Source organism: Bacteroides xylanisolvens (assembly GCF_018289135.1).
GTDB lineage: Bacteria > Bacteroidota > Bacteroidia > Bacteroidales > Bacteroidaceae > Bacteroides > Bacteroides xylanisolvens.
This window is the reverse complement of sequence record NZ_CP072216.1, coordinates 5,643,919-5,662,045: the sequence shown is the minus strand read 5'-3', so window position 1 is coordinate 5,662,045 and position 18,127 is coordinate 5,643,919. Positions and strand designations below refer to the sequence as shown.

8 protein-coding genes and 1 pseudogene are annotated in these 18,127 nt (G+C 42.4%); 2 read left to right on the top strand and 7 right to left on the bottom strand.

From position 1 onward, the window contains the following. The first annotated feature begins 86 nt into the window (after positions 1 to 86). Both INE92_RS23290 and INE92_RS23285 read left to right on the top strand, forming a co-directional pair. A complete protein-coding gene (locus INE92_RS23290; protein ID WP_008645251.1) occupies positions 87 to 1,460 on the top strand; it encodes a sigma-54-dependent transcriptional regulator in 1,374 nt (457 codons plus the stop codon). Positions 1,461 to 1,850: 390 nt separating this feature from the next. Continuing rightward, on the top strand, positions 1,851 to 2,117 hold the full coding sequence (locus INE92_RS23285) for a hypothetical protein (RefSeq protein WP_007755811.1): 267 nt from the start codon (positions 1,851 to 1,853) through the stop codon (positions 2,115 to 2,117). A gap of 120 nt (positions 2,118 to 2,237) precedes the next feature. Here INE92_RS23285 and INE92_RS23280 read toward each other — a convergent pair whose 3' ends face one another. The 7 genes and pseudogenes from INE92_RS23280 to INE92_RS23250 all read right to left on the bottom strand — a co-directional run bounded on the left by INE92_RS23280 (position 2,238) and on the right by INE92_RS23250 (position 17,943). Beyond that, the gene (locus INE92_RS23280) at positions 2,238 to 3,809 is read right to left on the bottom strand and encodes a LamG domain-containing protein (RefSeq protein WP_015533077.1); all 1,572 of its coding nucleotides are present in this window, start codon (positions 3,807 to 3,809) and stop codon (positions 2,238 to 2,240) included. A gap of 36 nt (positions 3,810 to 3,845) precedes the next feature. Next, positions 3,846 to 5,774, bottom strand: coding sequence for a RagB/SusD family nutrient uptake outer membrane protein (locus tag INE92_RS23275; RefSeq protein ID WP_004299918.1), 1,929 nt, complete (start codon positions 5,772 to 5,774; stop codon positions 3,846 to 3,848). A gap of 13 nt (positions 5,775 to 5,787) precedes the next feature. Further along, positions 5,788 to 9,033, bottom strand: a complete 3,246-nt coding sequence (locus tag INE92_RS23270) for a SusC/RagA family TonB-linked outer membrane protein (RefSeq protein ID WP_008649705.1) — start codon at positions 9,031 to 9,033, stop codon at positions 5,788 to 5,790. A 36-nt stretch (positions 9,034 to 9,069) separates the two neighbouring features. Further along, positions 9,070 to 10,461: a glycoside hydrolase family 76 protein gene (locus INE92_RS23265; protein WP_004299916.1), complete on the bottom strand. Its 1,392-nt coding sequence runs from the start codon at positions 10,459 to 10,461 to the stop codon at positions 9,070 to 9,072. A gap of 14 nt (positions 10,462 to 10,475) precedes the next feature. Continuing rightward, entirely contained in the window at positions 10,476 to 11,723 is a 1,248-nt protein-coding gene (locus INE92_RS23260; RefSeq protein WP_004299915.1) for a SusE domain-containing protein, read from the bottom strand. An 18-nt stretch (positions 11,724 to 11,741) separates the two neighbouring features. Next, positions 11,742 to 13,714 (bottom strand): annotated as a pseudogene (locus INE92_RS27210) (LamG-like jellyroll fold domain-containing protein). Positions 13,715 to 13,902: 188 nt separating this feature from the next. Then, on the bottom strand, positions 13,903 to 17,943 hold the full coding sequence (locus tag INE92_RS23250; RefSeq protein WP_195436593.1) for a hybrid sensor histidine kinase/response regulator transcription factor: 4,041 nt from the start codon (positions 17,941 to 17,943) through the stop codon (positions 13,903 to 13,905). Positions 17,944 to 18,127: the final 184 nt, after the last annotated feature.

Below are 18,127 nucleotides of genomic sequence, written 5' to 3'. Positions count from 1 at the left end.
ACACTTTTATTTAATTTAAGTTTGCAAATATACCACTTTCACCCAAAACCTCTTACCTTTGTGACTTAAAAGAATCAAAACCTGACATGATGAGCTCCATATTGATCGTTGAAGATGATATCACTTTTGGAATGATGCTAAAAACCTGGTTAGGAAAAAAAGGCTTTGAAGTATCATCAGTGAGTAATATTGCCCGTGCCCGGAAACATATCGAAAGCCAAAGCGTCGATCTGGTTTTATCAGACCTGCGGCTACCCGACCATGAAGGCATTGATCTGCTGAAATGGATGAACGAACAAGGCATGGACATTCCTTTGATTATCATGACCGGCTATGCGGATATACAATCTGCCGTGCAAGCTATGAAACTGGGAGCACGTGATTATATCGCCAAGCCGGTGAATCCGGAAGAGTTACTGAAGAAAATCTCTGAATGTTTGCAGTCCGGAGAAACTCCCGCTACTCATAACACAGCTAAATCGTCTTCTAAAAAAGGCTCTTCTACCTCATCGAAAGATTCAACAGAAAACAACCGTGCCTATCTGGAAGGAGAAAGTGACGCAGCCAAACAACTCTACAATTATGTAGGCCTGGTAGCTCCGACCAATATGTCCGTACTTATCAACGGCTCCAGCGGAACTGGAAAAGAGTATGTGGCACACCGTATTCACCAACTTAGCAAACGAAGCGATAAGCCGTTTATTGCCGTAGATTGTGGCTCTATCCCGAAAGAACTGGCGGCTTCCGAGTTTTTCGGTCATGTGAAAGGATCGTTTACAGGTGCGTTGACTGATAAAACCGGTGCTTTCGTTGCTGCCAATGGCGGTACTATCTTTCTGGATGAAATCGGGAATCTTAGTTACGAAGTGCAGATACAACTGCTCCGTGCTCTGCAAGAGAGAAAAATACGTCCGGTAGGCTCTACACAGGAGATATCGGTAGATATTCGTTTGGTATCCGCCACCAATGAGAACCTGGAACAGGGTATTGAGAAAGGCACTTTCCGCGAAGACCTTTATCATCGTATCAATGAATTTACCCTCCGGATGCCCGATCTGAAAGAACGGAAAGAGGATATTCTACTCTTTGCCAACTTCTTCCTCGACCAGGCAAACAAGGAACTGGATAAACACCTGATTGGTTTTGACGCGAAAGCATCACAGGCTTTATTGAATTATCATTGGCCGGGAAATTTGCGCCAAATGAAGAACATCGTCAAAAGAGCAACTTTATTGGCACAAAACAGTTTCATCACTTTACTGGAACTGGGAACCGAGCTTTTAGAAACTCCTGCATCAAGTAGCACCAGTATTGCACTACGCAATGAAGAGACTGAAAAAGAGCATATTCTGGAAGCACTGCGCCAAACCGGAAATAATAAGAGTAAAGCAGCGCAATTACTGAATATTGACCGGAAGACATTATATAATAAGTTGAAACTGTATAATATAGACTTATAACTCTGTAAATCTACAAGTATACTCCGTAACACCATCGGATTAACTGAATTTTCTCCGGTACTTCTGTTGAAAACTTTATTTCAGCACCAATTTGAGCAAAAATACTCTCCCTCATTAGAGGTACGATATGAACAAGAGAACAGCTGCACGAGTGTGGAATAATTCCACACTCCCCGCCACAATTTCCACACACTCCACACACACTTCCCCAACATCCTGATTGGTTCTATTTCCACATATCTTTATTTATCAACCACTTACCATACATTCTTCTATTTTGGCACACGCTTTGATATTTAATTAGACGTTAGCGAAAAAGCAATAACCAATTCCTTAACACAAGAGAGAGAATTGAAAACATATGTCTAATTATCATTAAAGCAAACGATTATGAAGAAATTAGTATTAGTAGTAGCAATGTTTATGTTTGTTTGTGGTGGTTCATTCCTTGTAAAGGCGCAGAGTTCTGCGGAAGCTGTGACAGCCCCGACAGAAATCAATGCGACAGTTGTCAATGATACAGTAGTAAAAGATACTGTAACCAAAGAAGACGCACCTGCAAAGGCATCACTGATTGCATTAGCCGCCAATGTCAATGATACAGTTGTCACAGACACTGCATCCAAAGACAAACCGGCTGTGCCTGTCAAGGAATAACCTTGCCAACAACATGCAAAACATAGTCTGCCGAAGAATAGTAAGCACACTACAAAAAAAGCCATCCCTACTTTCGTCTATTCCGGGGATGGCTTTTTTTATTATCCTATCTTCTTACAATCATTCTGTAGGAGTACTTGTTTCCAATATCGGATCTGTTTTCCAACTTGAAACAATATTTGCCGCCTCTGCTTCGAAGCTCTTTCCTGCCAAGGACACAAATGTCTTGGTATTACCATTTCCATTATTGAATAACCAATTAGCTACCATTCCATCCTTATCCTCACTCAACAACTTGCCGCTCTGCTCGGAGATCTGTTGATCCGACAAAGCTTTTGTCCAAATACGGGCATAACTGATAGCTCCGTTCAACCGGCGTTTACCATCAGACTGACCGATGTAGAAATCAGAAGTAAGATTGATCTCTTTCAAATCATCCGGCGTACCGTTTGATAATTGAAGCGTTTCTCTGACACCATTTACATACAATGCAATCCGTTCGCTTCCGCTCTTACTATTATCCAATACCACAGCCACATCATACCACTTATTGGTTTCTATCTTAGTAGAGCCCTCATAGCGAATACTACCTTTATCATCTGCAGCAAGCTGAAGGAAACGTTCTTCATCATTGCTTCCTCCCTTATGCACGTCGACACGCAGCAAGAATTTCTTCTCTATACCCATCACCGTATTAATCCGGGCATTTCCATTGTCATTGCCATTCAACGACTCAATATTGAAACGAGCCTCAAATGTGATCGTACTCAAAATCTTTAGCGATTCATCTGCCGTACCATTATATTCAAACGGTACTTTAAAGTAATTACCGCTGCCCAGGTTCGCTACTTTATCTGCCTGTACCACCGTAACGGTCAGACTTAATTCCTGTTCCGCTTCGTCTCTGACAAACACGGTAGTGATACCCGCTTTTTTACCTATTAAATTGAAACGAGTGTCATCCACCTGCTGAATAGCTACAATCTCTTCATTCTCTGCTGTCAGACTATAACCTCCGTTCCCTTTTTCTACCGTAATCATGATCTTATTGTTGACTCCCACTCTCGGTGTCAGATTGGAGACATCAATAGAAATCGGTTTTACCGTCACCTGAACCACTGCCTGTTTTCCTTTATGGTCCGTAAAAGTCACTGTTGTATGTCCGTTCTTCAAACCTGTCAAAGTATAGAAAGGACGGAATTGATCTGTATTAACCATGCTGACAACCGTTTCATCCTCCACCTCATAAGACAATTCATCATTACTGGAAAAGTTTCCCATGCTGACAATCAGTTGCTTTTCACCGGCAACTTCCAAGACCACCTCCGGTTCATTCACTTCCAATTCAAATACACCTACATTCACAGAGATATTGGCAACTACTCCTTCTCCATCCATTACTTCAACGGTAGTGGCCCCATTCTGTGAGCCACTTTTTACAGTTATTAATTCGCCGGAAACGGTAGCCGTTGCAATGGCAGTGTTGAAACTTCTCACGGTATAGTTTCCGTTTCCAACCACTACATTCACTTTGGCTTCCTCATTCTGCCCGATACGTATTACCGGTTTATTCACAATCAACTCTATCAAGTCTTTAGCCACATCGTCGTCATCATCGTCATCACAACCTGTAACGGCAAACGATAATACCGACAAGAGCAACAGACACATATATGTATAGATTCGTTTCATCTGATTTTCTTTTTAAAGTTATACATTCCTACCGGTTTACCATCCGGGATTTTGTTCAATGGTCGGTGTCTTCTGCAACTCACTCTGGCGAATCGGGAACAGATAATGCTGAATAGAGAACGTACGTTCTTCCACGCAGAAACGTTCCATTCTATATTTCACTCCGTCAACCGTAATAGCCCCATTCTCATCCTGCACCGGACGCATTCCGTTAATCATTCGCTGACAACGGGGCAATGCGCCGTTATTGGCAGCCCAGTATTTCTGCGTACGTTTTGAGTTATCGCTTCCGCTGGATTTCCAAAGGCTTTCCTTTGCTAGCTCTTCCTTACTGGTGGGTTCCAGATACAAGCGGCAAGTCCACGGACGTTTTCCCTCATAAAAGAGTTCCACGCGACGTTCGCGCTGAATGTATTCACGCATCAACTGTTGATTAGTCTTTACTTCCGGCGGCATCGGTTTCATAAAAGAACGTTCACGAACCGTATTCACCAATTTATAAGCTTCATCGATATCCTCGCCCAATTCATTACAAGCCTCTGCATAAATATAAATAAACTCCGGAAGACGCCAGATGGCTGGCGCATTGATACTGAAGTTACCGGATTTGTTCCATGACTCCTGTTGGAATTTACGTAAATAATAACCGGTAGTAGTTGCATTGGTAGCACCAATCTTATCGGAACCACTCGCCGTATTGATCGTTTTCGACTCGTTCTTATTATTACGGTAAGGAGCTCCGTGATAAATTACATCACGATAGAAACGCGGGTCACGAGTACCTTTCACATACGGATTAGTATCATCATAGCCACCTTTGCGGGCTTCTGCCGAATATACCGGATAGCCATAATCACCTACGATATATTCGTATTCATCCACTTGTTCCTGTACCGGTTGCTGGCGCGAACTTCCCTCACGGCTGGGCGGATAAATATCACCCTGCCATGCCTGATCCTTGCTCTTCGTCATAAAGAACACATACTCATTGGCAAAGGCATCCATATCATAAAACATATCCCACAAACGAGCATATACACGGCTGTCATTCAGATTACCGTCAGCCGGATCCTTGAAATCATTTGCATCATGTTTCGTATAGAGAGAATAACGCTTGGTTCCGCCGACTTCGAAATCCAGAACGGCTTTAGCCGCTTCTTTGGCTTTTCTCCAACGAGTAGCATCATAAGCATACTCATTTTCAAACACACGACGCAAGTTGTATCCATATTGAGAAGCACCGTTCCACAACGGAGTAGCCGCTACCCAGCGAACAAAAGAAATCAATCCCAGACAGGCTCCCTTATCCACACGCCCAAAATTCTCGGAAGTTTTCACATATTTATTAGGAACCATGCCATAAGCAGTTTGCGCATCCGTCACAATCTTTTCAACCATCGAATGAACAGATTCTTTCTTGAAGTCCATATTATCTCCGGCATTAATCACACGGTCAATATAAGGAGCTTCGCCATACATACGCAATAACAGCATGTGGAAATAACCACGCATGAAATACATCTCACCGATACGGTTGCGAAGATCACCATCCTGCTGTGGGTTGTCGGGCGTATTATACTTCTGTACATTTTCTATAATCAGGTTCGCTTTACGGATTCCTTCATAAAGAGCTTCCCAATATTGCCCTACACTACCGGGCAAAGAATTCGGGTTCCAGGCACCGTTATTGAAGTTATTCGTAATGTTTCCCTCTACGTTGGTTCCTTCACATTCGTCCGTAATGGCACTGTTGCTGAAGTGCTCGAAGAACACCAGCGGACGGTCTGCTTTCTTTGCAGCCGCATATACGTCGGAAACCAGTCCGTTCACTTTTTCGTAACGGGCAAAAACGTCCGCTTCCGTAATATTATCATCATCGTCCCGATCCAGGTAATCGCTACATGAAGTAAAGACCAACGGCAGGACCAATAAAGCAATTGCTGAAAATCTATATAACTTTTTCATATTTCTATCTTATTTAGAATGTTATATCAATACCAAAATTGAATACCTTTTGAATAGGATACCAGGAAGCTCCGTCTCCGGATTTCGTTTCCGGATCTATATCCACATCACCCAGTTTATCAAAAGTCAACAGATTCAGACCTTGTACATAGATACGTGCCTGTTGCACATGGAATTTACGTAATAATTTGGGTGATACATTGTAACCAATTTCCACATTCTTAAGACGCAGGTAGGAAGCATCATACAAAAACAAACTACTGTTTCCATTCTTGTTGTTATCATGTGTTCCATAATGCAATGCCGGATATTTGGCAGTAGCAGCCGTTTCCGGTGTCCAACGGTCCAGATGCATTTTCTTCACACGTCCGATCTTATCTTGTTCAAATTGCGGGAAGTCAAATACAGCAGCCCCATTCAACAGAATAGATGATTTTGTCGCACCTTGCAATAATACACTAAAATCAAAGTTCTTATACTGGAAACCGAAAGGAATACCGAACATCAGTTCCGGACTACGCGGATTTCCCATTGCTGTACGGTCTTCATCATCAATCACTCCGTTACGATCCAAATCCTTATAAACAACATCTCCCGGAATTAATTGTCCCCACGGCTGATAACCGATCTTGTTCAAACGGTCAGCCTCTTCCTGATCGGCTACAAAATGATCGAACACATAAACGAAGTTTTCGTATAAACGTTTACCGGTTTCTTTACGCCAGGAGTTCTTGCGGGCAACTTCCGCTTTATATTCCAAACGGTTGCGGGAGAAAGTCAGGTTCGGACGAATATAGTAACGGAAATCCTTTCCAATCTTATCATTCCAGCTCAATTCGATATCCACACCGCGGTTGCTTACTTCACCCAGATTCTGTAAAGCTGCATCTTTACCTACAATATCCGGATATCCCATGATACCGTCACTATTCATATCTGTAATAATGTCAAAACGATATTCATAAAATGCATCTATCGTCAATGCCAAACGTTGGTTCAGGGTAGTAAAGTCAATACCGACATTCAGTTTACGGGCTTTCTCCCAAGTCAGATTCGCATTAGCCAGATTACCTTCGGAAGTACCGCCTACATTCGTACCAAAGTTATTACCGAAATCATAACCACTGCCACCACCGTAGAAAGCCAGATATGGGAAACGGCTGCTGACATTGTCACTACCTACCAAACCATAGGAGGCTCTTACTTTCAGGAAGTCAATCCAGGAAGCCTTTTTCATAAATTCCTCTTCAGAGACTACCCAACCGATTGAACCAGCTGGGAAGAACCCGTAACGTTTGCCCGGAGCGAAGTTTTCGGAACCATTGTAACCGAAGTTAAATTCCATCAGATACTTCTGATTATAATAATAAGCAAAGCGTCCGGTGATACCCTGGCTATGATAAGCCAGTTCATTGTTAACAGTACGGTTACCACGGTTTGCCAATAACATGGCGGTCACTTCGTGGCGGTTGCTAAACAAACGGTTGTAATCCAAACGTGCCTGTATATAAGTACGTCCGTCAGAAGCGTTATGACTGAATCCGTTGCCAATAGTCTGGTCAATATCATATTTGTTACCCGTTTTGTAAGCACCCGTATAGTGTCCGCCTGCCATATAAGCATCCGAACCTTCGATCGGCATAAACGTCGCATATTTCGGATATTCACGATAACCGTCTTTGTAAGTATCCAGTTTGCGATTAATCCAGCGTCCTTCAGAAGCATCATAAGAGAACATCACTTCCGCTTTTAATCCTTTCGTCAGAAATTCCATATCCAGATTCATGGCAAAACTACCATTCAGATACGTGTTCTTTTCATTCAGATAACCGGTACGGCTCAATTCACCCAGAAGATTGTAACGGTAGATATTGTCACCATAAAGCATTCCACGAGGATTTTGCTGAATGTATTCCTCATTCTGCGGATGCGCATTTTCTTCCACCAGGATGGGCAGATATGGAGGCTGGGTAGCACAGATGGTCATCAGGCGACCGGCTGTTGTACCCGGTGCATTACGGTCGGTAATACGGGCCCCCAAATCCAAACGGGTACTCAAATAACGATTAATGTTGATATCGATGTTCGAACGGAAGTTGTAACGGGTGAACTTGGTTTGCGAGTCATATTCACCGGCATTCGAATATTTGTAGTTACCGCCTTGTGAAAAGTAATTGGCCAATACATAATAACGTACCTTGTCCGTACCTCCACGGATGGAGAGGCTGACATCTTCCTGCAAACCGGGTTTGAAGGCAAAATCATAATAATCCCAGTCATATCCCAAACCATCGGAGTTGTCTCCTTTCGCACGGCGGAAATTGTCAATCGCCTGTTGAGAGAAAAGGTTCAAACTGCTGATGTCTGCGCCCGTCATCTTGGCATCGTTCAATCTGGCTTCATTATATAAAGTTGCATAATCGGCAGAGCCTAAATATTCGGGGAAACCGATCGGCTGGTTAATACCGATAGAGGCTTTCAGGTTCACGGTTGCCTTTTCCGCTGCCTTACCACGTTTGGTAGTAATAACGATTACACCATTTGCACCACGGATACCATAAGCGGCAGTGGCGGAAGCATCTTTCAGGATAGTGAATGTTTCAATTTCATCCGGTGCGAGGTAACTCATGTCACGTTCGATTCCATCGACAATGACAATGGCACTCTGGTTACCGTAAGTTGCCTTACCACGGATAAACAATTCACTTTGATCCACACCCGGTTCACCACCCGCATACTGGTTTACAATCAACCCCGGCAGACGTCCGGCAAGCGCATTGTTGATATTGGCAGTAGGACTCTGCGTCAGATCTTTCGTTGTGATGGTAGCCACAGAACCGATCATGGTTTCTTTACGTTGTTTGGTATAACCAACTACAACCACTTCCTGCAATGCTTTCGTATCTTCCTGCAATAAGACAGTCAGTTCTTTCTTTGCACCGGGAACAATCTCCTGTGGCTGGTAACCCAGATAAGAAAACACCAACGGAGCTTCCGCATAAGGCAGTTTAAGCGTAAACTTACCATCCATATCCGTAATCGTACCTGCATTGGCTACTCCTTTCACGACAACAGACACACCGATCAACGGATCATTTGTCGTCTTGTCCAATACCGTACCCGACACTGTTATTTTATGGTTTTGTGTGGCCTGCACCTTTGCCGTTCTTCCCGTTTGCGCCACACCCTGCAAAGGTATACCTGCAAGAAGAGTGCAAGAAACAGCCACCAGACAAATATTTCTTTTTATATGTATCATCTTTCTTTTCGATTTTCTATGTGTAATAAATCAATCTTATTCCTCTGCTTTCTTACCGAAATCCGGTCCGACCCAGTTGGCCTTTTCCGTTGCTTTACCTTGTACCCAGTCTTCATAACGAGCACGGATTTCAATCATTGTTGCTCCCGGGACTTCCGCATTCAAGGAGATTGTCAGGCGATCTTCCCTGTTGTCACGATTACCGAAGGTCGGTGCTTTTGCCCAGTCGTACTCCCACACATAATAGCCTTCGGGATGAGCCAACGTCCAAAGCACATCAGAACAGCTGCGCAATGCAGCGATAAACTTATTCTTGGTCTTTTCCGGATAAAGGCTGTTAGTCGGCTGTTTCACCATATCCAGGAAGTAACGGACAAATATTCCACGGAATAAAAGATTATCTCCCGAATTTCCTTCACCACTGAATACCGGATAGTTAGAGTCCATTTTCTTATTTACCTGGTAAGAGCCGAAAGCAACCGCATTACGAAGATATTCATCCTCACCTGTAGCGTTGTACAGCTCCAGGGCAGCCGCCATAAATGTTCCCTGATTATAAGACAAGGCTACTTTATCAGGATCTCCCGGTGTTCCGTCATCTTTAATACTAAGATTATCATATACCTGTCCGGTGGAAATATCACACAGATAAGCCGTCATCCAGTTGTATACCTCTTTGGCGAAGTTCAGGTAATAAGCAGCCTGCTCTTCCCAGCCGTCTTTAGCCTCCTTAACGGTAAGTTGATACAATTTCATAGCCAGAAGGCAACCGGGACCATTGGAACAAGACATACGTGAAGCCGGCGCATCCGTTTTCCATGCCATTCCTCCTACCCCTTTATAGTCATTCTTCGCTCCCTTGATATGGTTCCACATCTTCATCAACGCACTGTAGTAATCCTGATCGCCAGTCAATTCATAAACCCGCAGACAAGACAGTGCCATCCATTCCATATCATCATAGAAGTTATTCCAGAAGTCTTTGCCACCATAACCGCAATGTTCATTCCAGTCATCAAAAGCCGGCAGGAAAGGTTTCATGATGTTTTCATACAAATGAGCTTGATATTCGGGATTGTTTGCGTGACGGATATAAGCATCGATCACGATGTCCAATGCATGTCCCTGCGACCATCCGCCGCTACCGCCCGTGCTTGCCGGTTCTCCGGTTTCCGGTGTATTCGGTTTTTCCCAGTAAATGCTTCCGCAAAAGGTATCCCGTCCGCTGGCATTCTCATAGAAATATTTGATATAAGTTCCCGTACTTTTGTCGGCTGCATCTGTCCAGTTCACATCCGACACATATTCACCGGATGAATTACCTTTGTAGATGTCTCCCAGATCGCCGTCGTCACAAGCTGTAAATATTGCCAGTGCACCGCTTAACAACAAAGCTCTTTTTGATAATGATACTATATAGTTCTTCATATTATTATTCAGTTTTAATCTTCATTCGTTTCCGAAGCTACCCAACGGTGGGTGTACGTTCCAAACTCTGCATTGAAATAGAGGGTTACATCGGTTTTCACCGTAGCATAATAGACATTTCCCTGCTTTTCGCCCCATTGCAGTAATTCGTCGCAGAAACGGAAACTGTAATCCCATGGATCTGTGCCCAATGCCAGTTGATATAAATTATAATAGCTGTTGTCGGTAGTCAGATTCGGTTGCCCTTTATCTTTCTCCTTATGTCCCCAACGGTAGGTTGTTCCGTTGATTTCCATCTTAAAGCTATGACGGGTTTCACCGCTTCCTGCCCAACTTTCCGTTTGTTTCCGGGCAGTATAATTCTTCACACCCCATTTGCCATATCCCAGATAGTTGAAATCCTGTCTATACCCACCCGAATGGTTATAAAGATATACAGCTCCTATTTCATCGTAACTGATCGTTTGTTCACCCATATTGATGGTAATCCGGTAGATGCCTGATTGAGGAACCGTAACTGTATAGTCTTCACCATCATTACGCTCACGCAACACTCCGTTGTCGTCTACATAATAATAGCATTTGCGACCTTCTACAGTAGACATAAATATAAATGGCTGGTCGGCTTTCAATTGAGTGAAAGTCTGATAGATTCCTTCATTCTGACGGAGCATTTGTTGTGCTTCCGCTTCATCACCATCATCTTCCGTGCCCACGCCAGTGATATAAACCGGCTCGTTTTCAGAAGGCATATCATCAATGCCGTCCATCATAAAAATTACGAAATAACCTTCCAGACTACTAAGAGCCTGATCCAATCCGCAATAAGCACGCACCTTCCAACGCAGTGTGCCGTTGGTATTGCAACGGAATTTAGCCAGTTTACCTATTGTGTTTGCCTGATAATGGGTTAAAGTCAACTGTGATTCCAAACCGTTATTGTCAGAAAAGATCGTTTCTACCGGTTTGGTAAAGTCTCCCCCGATCGTATCAATCAATACTTCATAACGATATACTGTATTTCCGTGTTTCTCGGTAGGCGTCCATTTCAGAACAATATCCGTCAACGAAGCACCCGAAAGTACTACCCGCTCGCCACTAGCCATTGCATCCATGGTTCTAACAGGTTCAGGCGGAACAATCGGTTCATAATCATCCGGATCAAATCCCGGATTCAGTTTATTGTCACAAGCCGTCAGTCCGATAAGAAAAAACAGCAGGGCAAATTTGATTAGTTTTTTTGTTATCATATTGTTTCTCATATTATTATATTCCTAGTTTTAGTATGAATGAGGACATTCAATTGGTTCAAAGCGGCTCTTATCTCCATTATAAGTTGCAGGAAGTTCCGCTCCCCAGGCAGGTTTATTTTCGCTTATATTCTGCAAACAAACTTGCGCATCCAATCCGTTGCCGCCATTTCCCCAATTTTCAAAAACTGTAGTACCTCCGACACCTTTCGAGAATACCCAATATCCCATCAAGTCAGAGTGTTCTTCTGCATTAAGGATTTTGCACATATTCGCTTTAATTTCACTTTCGGCCAACGCTCTCTTCCACATCCGTGCCTGATAAACTTTGCAATATCCTACCCGATATGAATCTCCGGAACGTCCAATCAACAGCGCTTTATCATTTCCACCTACATCTGTCAGATTGAGAGATGAATTAGGGGCACAATCCTCATAAGAGTTATCTGCAGGAGTCAACGTTTCTCTCACTCCGTTTATATACATTTTATAAGCCTCTTTAGTACTTGATTTCGTTCCATCATATACAATGGCTATATGATACCATTTACCCGGAGTCTTACGTCCACCTTCCGAATCATCGCAATAAATAGTTTGCTGACTACGGAAACGGGGATCACTCTTACCATTAATTTTAGTGGCTATTTCAAAACGCGGATTCACATCCTTAGCTTCTGCACGAAGCAGGAATACACTTTCCAAACCTATAAACGATTGCATAGAACGAGTATAAGTCGGGTAGAACACAACCTCAAAAGTAAGCTGATTCATACTTTTTACCTCTGAATGTGATTCGGCATACTTTTTAATATCAATTTTAAAGCATACGTCATATTCCATACGATAACATACCGGATTCACATAAACTGGTAACGTCAATTTCTGACCTGCCGCATCAGACAGTTCCAGTGTGGTAGTCCCGAGCTTCTTTCCTGTTAGTTTTAACTTGGTAGCCCCGTCTTCCGTAATCAATTCAGCGGTTTTCAAATAGGTTTTATTATCATCCGTGAGTCGTGCCAATTTATAATCACCATTTCCTCTGGTAATAGCTATTTCAGTAGATGCCTCATAACCACCAATGATTAAAGAAGTTGCTTCATTTTCCAGTTTAAGGTTATATGGATTCACTTTCACCGCAATCTCCTCCACAGAACCTTTCTGGTCTGTCACAATCACTTTCACATCACCTCTAGCTTTGGGTTTCAAGGTAATCAGGTTCTCTTTTTCAGTAGCTTCCACAATCGTTGCATCTGTAGTAGGCTCGCCGTCTCCCACCTGATAAGTGAAACGATATCCGCCATTACCTCTCTCAATAGAGATATATTGAGATTCGGCATCCGGTTCGGCAAAGTGGCTTCATTACTTTTCAGTGTCAAATCCACGATGTTCACTACCACAGGAATAGTGATTGTCTTACCTTTCTTATCTGTTATCGTAACATTTACCGGATCGGCTCCAGTCTCGAACTTGGCAGTCAACGGAATAACCTGTCCGGATAGTTCACCCACTTCCAAAAACTTATCAGCACCTTCCGGTATGGAAATCTGATAATCTCCGTTACCGGTCAAAATCTTCACCAGTCTCTTTTCACCGATAAAAAGGTCAAAACCTTCTTCCGGTGCATCTACCGTCAAATTCCAGAGTTTTGCTACCCGAACCAGCACTCTAGCCACTTTCTTACGTCCATCTACTATTAATATAGTGGTTTCCGTACGGTTATTTTCTTCCAACTGGCTATTTTCGGTAGCTTTAATAGTCACCTTATTACCATTGATTGTAGCCGTCGCCACGTTTTCATCAAATGGCTTCACATAATAATCGCCATTACCGGAGGTGATACTCACCGTAATTTCGTCTCCTTGTAGTAGTGTCACCGAATTATTATCGACAACCAGATCTGTTGCCGGTTTCACTTCCTGTTCTTCTTTATCATCACTGCACGATACCATAAAAAATGGAATGGTCAATGCTGAAAGAAATAAAAAACTAAGTTTCCTTTTCATTAGATTAAAGATTAATAAATTAATACTTTTCAAGTTTATCTACTTAAAAACTTCGATGAGACAAAGATAAAATCACTAAACTCTACCAAAAGAAAATTAACTATCCTTTTTTACCTTTTGGCACGGATATTTACTATATTAACACGGATATTTACTTCTTCTTTTTCTTTAAAAATTCCCGCCACAGGCTACTGCTGAACCTCTTCCAAATGTTTCATCCGAAACTCTTTTGGCGTGCACTCATACTTTTCACGGAACACCTTAAAGAAAGTAACTTTGTTCGAGAATCCCGAATCGAATACAATTTCATCAATCGTCTTTTTAGTGGTCAGCAATAAATCTTTCGCTATGTGCAAACGACATTCCTTAATCAGATCGGTCGGGCTATCCTCTCCTATCTCTTCCATCTTCCGATAAAGACTCCGGGGACTGATTGCCAGCCGATCGGCGATATAACGTGGAGTCAAATCTTTGTTCGTTATATTATCATTGATAATCTTCAAAACCGACTGAAGGAACTTCTTCGACTCTTTATGCGTCAACTTCCCGTCCGACTTTTCAAAAGAACTGATCGGCGAACTGAAATAATTCTTCAACACCTCTTTCCGTTCCATCACCTGACAGACAGAAATACGAAGGTACTCCGCACTAAACGGTTTCGTGATATACATTTCCGCACCGGCAGAAAGAGCTTCCATCTGTTGTTCCATCTCGTGCCGTCCGGAAACCACAATAATAGGAATATGCGCTGTCTCTTTCACCGATTTGATCCGCCTGGTCAGTTCAATGCCGCCCATTCCCGGCATCATGACATCACAGATAATCACATTCGGATAAACCTCATTCATCACCTGATCCAGCCGTTCAGGATCTTGCAAGGTTACCACATTGAAGTCAGCCGAGAAGATTTCTCCAATAAACCATAGCATTTCGATTTCATCATCGACAACCAAAAGCGTAGGACGCATCTTATCAAACTCATACTGGGGAAGTTTCAGTATCGATTGAGTATCTATCTTAGGGATGTATTCCGCTGTGAGCCGCTTGGTTTCCGACACTCCGGTAGTCAGTTTCACGACCGGCAAGGTTAGTGTAAACATCACCCATCCGTCAGGAGTATTTTCCACTTTCAACGTACCATTCAGCAACTTTGCCATATTATAAGAGATGGCTAGCCCCAGTCCGTTCCGTGAAAAGTTCTTTTCATCCTGATTCTCGAAATTATCCAAAATGGCATACCGATTAAAAATATACTGAAAATCCTTTTCCTTGATGGTACTTCCTTCATTTGCTACACGAAGAGCCAGCATATTTTCCCGGCTCGTATCCACTTCAATCTTGATACTCTGTCCGTCGGGAGTATATTTAAAGGCATTAGAAATCAGATTAATAATAATCGTATTCAGAAACCCTTTGTCCGAGTTCCACATCACCTGCTCGGGTATCTTGCTCAAGAAAGTGATGTTTCTGGATTTAGCCATTTCAACAAACGTTTTGGCTATTCCTTTCACAATGGAAGACACATTCAATGATTCAACCCGCACTTCCCTGTTTCCCGTTTCAATCCGACGAAATTCGATCAACTCATGAATCAGGTTGTTGAGACGCTCCGCATTCGTCTGAATCATCTGTACGTAGTCCACGACAAATTTACTAAGTCCCTTCGATGAAAGGATTCGTCCGCAAGGACCATAAATCAAAGTCAGCGGAGTACAAAATTCATGTGCGATATTAGTAAAGAAACGAAGTTTGGACTCAAAGACATTCTTTTGATGGCGTTTCTCTATCTCGTTCAGCAATTCCTGCTTTTTACGTTTGGAGCGCAGGATAAAGGAACGTATCAGCAAGGCTGCCAGTAAAAGCAGACACAGGGCATAAATCAAATAAGCCCACCAGGAAGCATACCACGGATCACCTATACGAATCACCAGAGAATAGACATCACTCTCTTTATCAAAGACACTATTGTAATATTTCACCAGTAAGGTATATTCGCCGGGAGCCATATTCGTAAAAGAGACTCCGCTTTCCGAACCATTGTTTACCCATTGGTCACTCAATCCTTTCAGTTTATAGAAATAGGTACAGTTATTACCATTCAGATAATCCACAGAGGCAAATGAAACAGAAAAGAAATTCTGGTCATACTGCAAATTCAAGACTTCAGTTTCTTTTTTCCGGGTGAGAAATTCGCCCAGATTGTATTGTTCACCGAAGATAGACAGCTTATCAAAATAAACAGGAGGCATATAAAGCTGCTCCGGACGGCCATCCGCCCGGATAGCTACGACTCCATTGATTCCGCCAAAGAACAGAGTACCAGTCTGGGAATCCCGAAAAGCGGCTCCGTCACTAAACTCTACCACCTTTAAACCATCTCCAAAACCGTATGAACGAAAGACATTCCTTTTCGTATCGAAATTGATTAATCCAAGATTGGTGCTCAACCAGAAGTCGTCGGACGAGTTTCTAAGAATTGCATGAATGGTATTATTCAGGAAACCATTCTTGGCATTGAAGAGCTGATAAGAGGTTTCCGATGTGTACTTTATCAATCCGTAGCTCGTTCCGAAAAGATAGTTATTGCTGCTGTCTTTACTGATAGCGAGAATATTATTCAGGGTCATGTTTTCGTATTTGTGAGTAGACACCGGTTCCAGGCCATTCGTCGTTTCGTTATAGCGGAATACCCCATATCCTTTATTGCCAAACAACAGGTTGGCTTCATTCTCCGCATAAATAGTAAAGAAATAGTTCGATCCCAGTTCGCCGTCATTGATGATGTAACGTTGCGCATCCACAATCACCGGATTGTCCGGTGTTCCGGCAATACGAGCTTTCACCACTCCCATGCCGACACTCGCCAGCCACAGTTCGGAATCTGCTGTTTCGTAAATGTCATGGATGTATTTGAAATCTTCGTTACCGATCCGTATTGGTATACTCTTGATACGTTTTTCCCGATATGAATAATAAGTTAATCCTTCTTCGTCTCCTATCCAAAGCAAATTCCGGTGGCTCTTGGCAAAACAATAAACGGCATTACTACTCAAAGCACTATTAGAGGTAGTCAACACCTCTGCCCGACAGTCGGAGATGTTTTTATCGAATTCGTAATCATAGATTTTAAGAATTCCGTTTCCTTTGGTTCCCACCCAGAAAGTACATTCATCATCAAGATAGATGGCACGCACGGGGCGTTCTATTTTCTCGGTGTAATTGCTAAGCACCATTGATTTGATAGAATAAAGCGGGTTCGAATAAAGATAAACGCCCTGTCCGTCAGTACCAATCCAGACAACATCCTGAAAACGGTCTTTCTTGAGACAGAATACACCGCTGTTGATAGGTAACGACTGAATTTGATAATGATCCGTCTCCTTCTGTTTTTCCAACAGGAGAATGCCATCCATCAAAAAGCCCACAAAATAGCTGTTATGATAATGAACAATGGACGAAATTTTGCCACGTTCCTGTATTTCCTTACCCAGATTGGCAATAAATTCATTCTTCTGGGTCGGAATATGGAAAGCATAGAAATTAAATTCCTTATCTATATAATAAAGAGATTGCTCGTCATTGAAACAATAAATCAAGGAAGTCTGATAAATCAGGTTTGTTTTCTGGGGTAACAGGGTGATATCTCCCGATGCGGCTTCCTGCTGTATGTCATAACAGCGGTTGTATCCTTTCATGACTACCCACATCCGGTTGTTACCGTCGATAAAGAAGTTTACGATATCGGAAATCGGGATTCCCGTGATATTGATTTTCTTGAAGACTCCTTCTTTTTTATGATAATAATAGATGCAGTTACTATCCTGGATAATGAACAGATTGCCATGACTATCCTTATTCATAAAGAAGAGTTTCTGAAATTCATTATAGTGAGTGATTGTATTGGTTTTCCGGTTCAAACGGTTCAACCCATAGTAGGTTTGAATCCAGTAAATATCTTCGCCCGTATACACAATATTGTCAATCAGATTACCAGATAAGTAATCCTCTTTGTCACGAGTCTTAAATTCCTCAATCTCCTGTCCATCATAAATATTCAGTCCGTCGCAGGTCCCGATCCACATCAATCCACGCTCATCCTGGCACAGAGATGTAATCGAGCTATTAGACATATACTCTTTATCTGCAACTTGCTTCAAATTATAAGCATAAGCGTTATGTATCAACAGATTAAGAAAAAATAATAGAATATAAACCGACTGTTTTCCCATAGTGTATTATTCTTAGATTTGCTATATGACAAAGGTAAACAAAAAAACATTCCGAGCTTTTTTTTTGACCGGAATATAAGTAAATTTCCGTGCCAGAGTAGTTAATTTTAGCGACAAGAGGCGATTTAACCTCTCTATTACTAGAAGCACATTCCTTTTCTCCCTATTTTCGTCGTAGAAATTA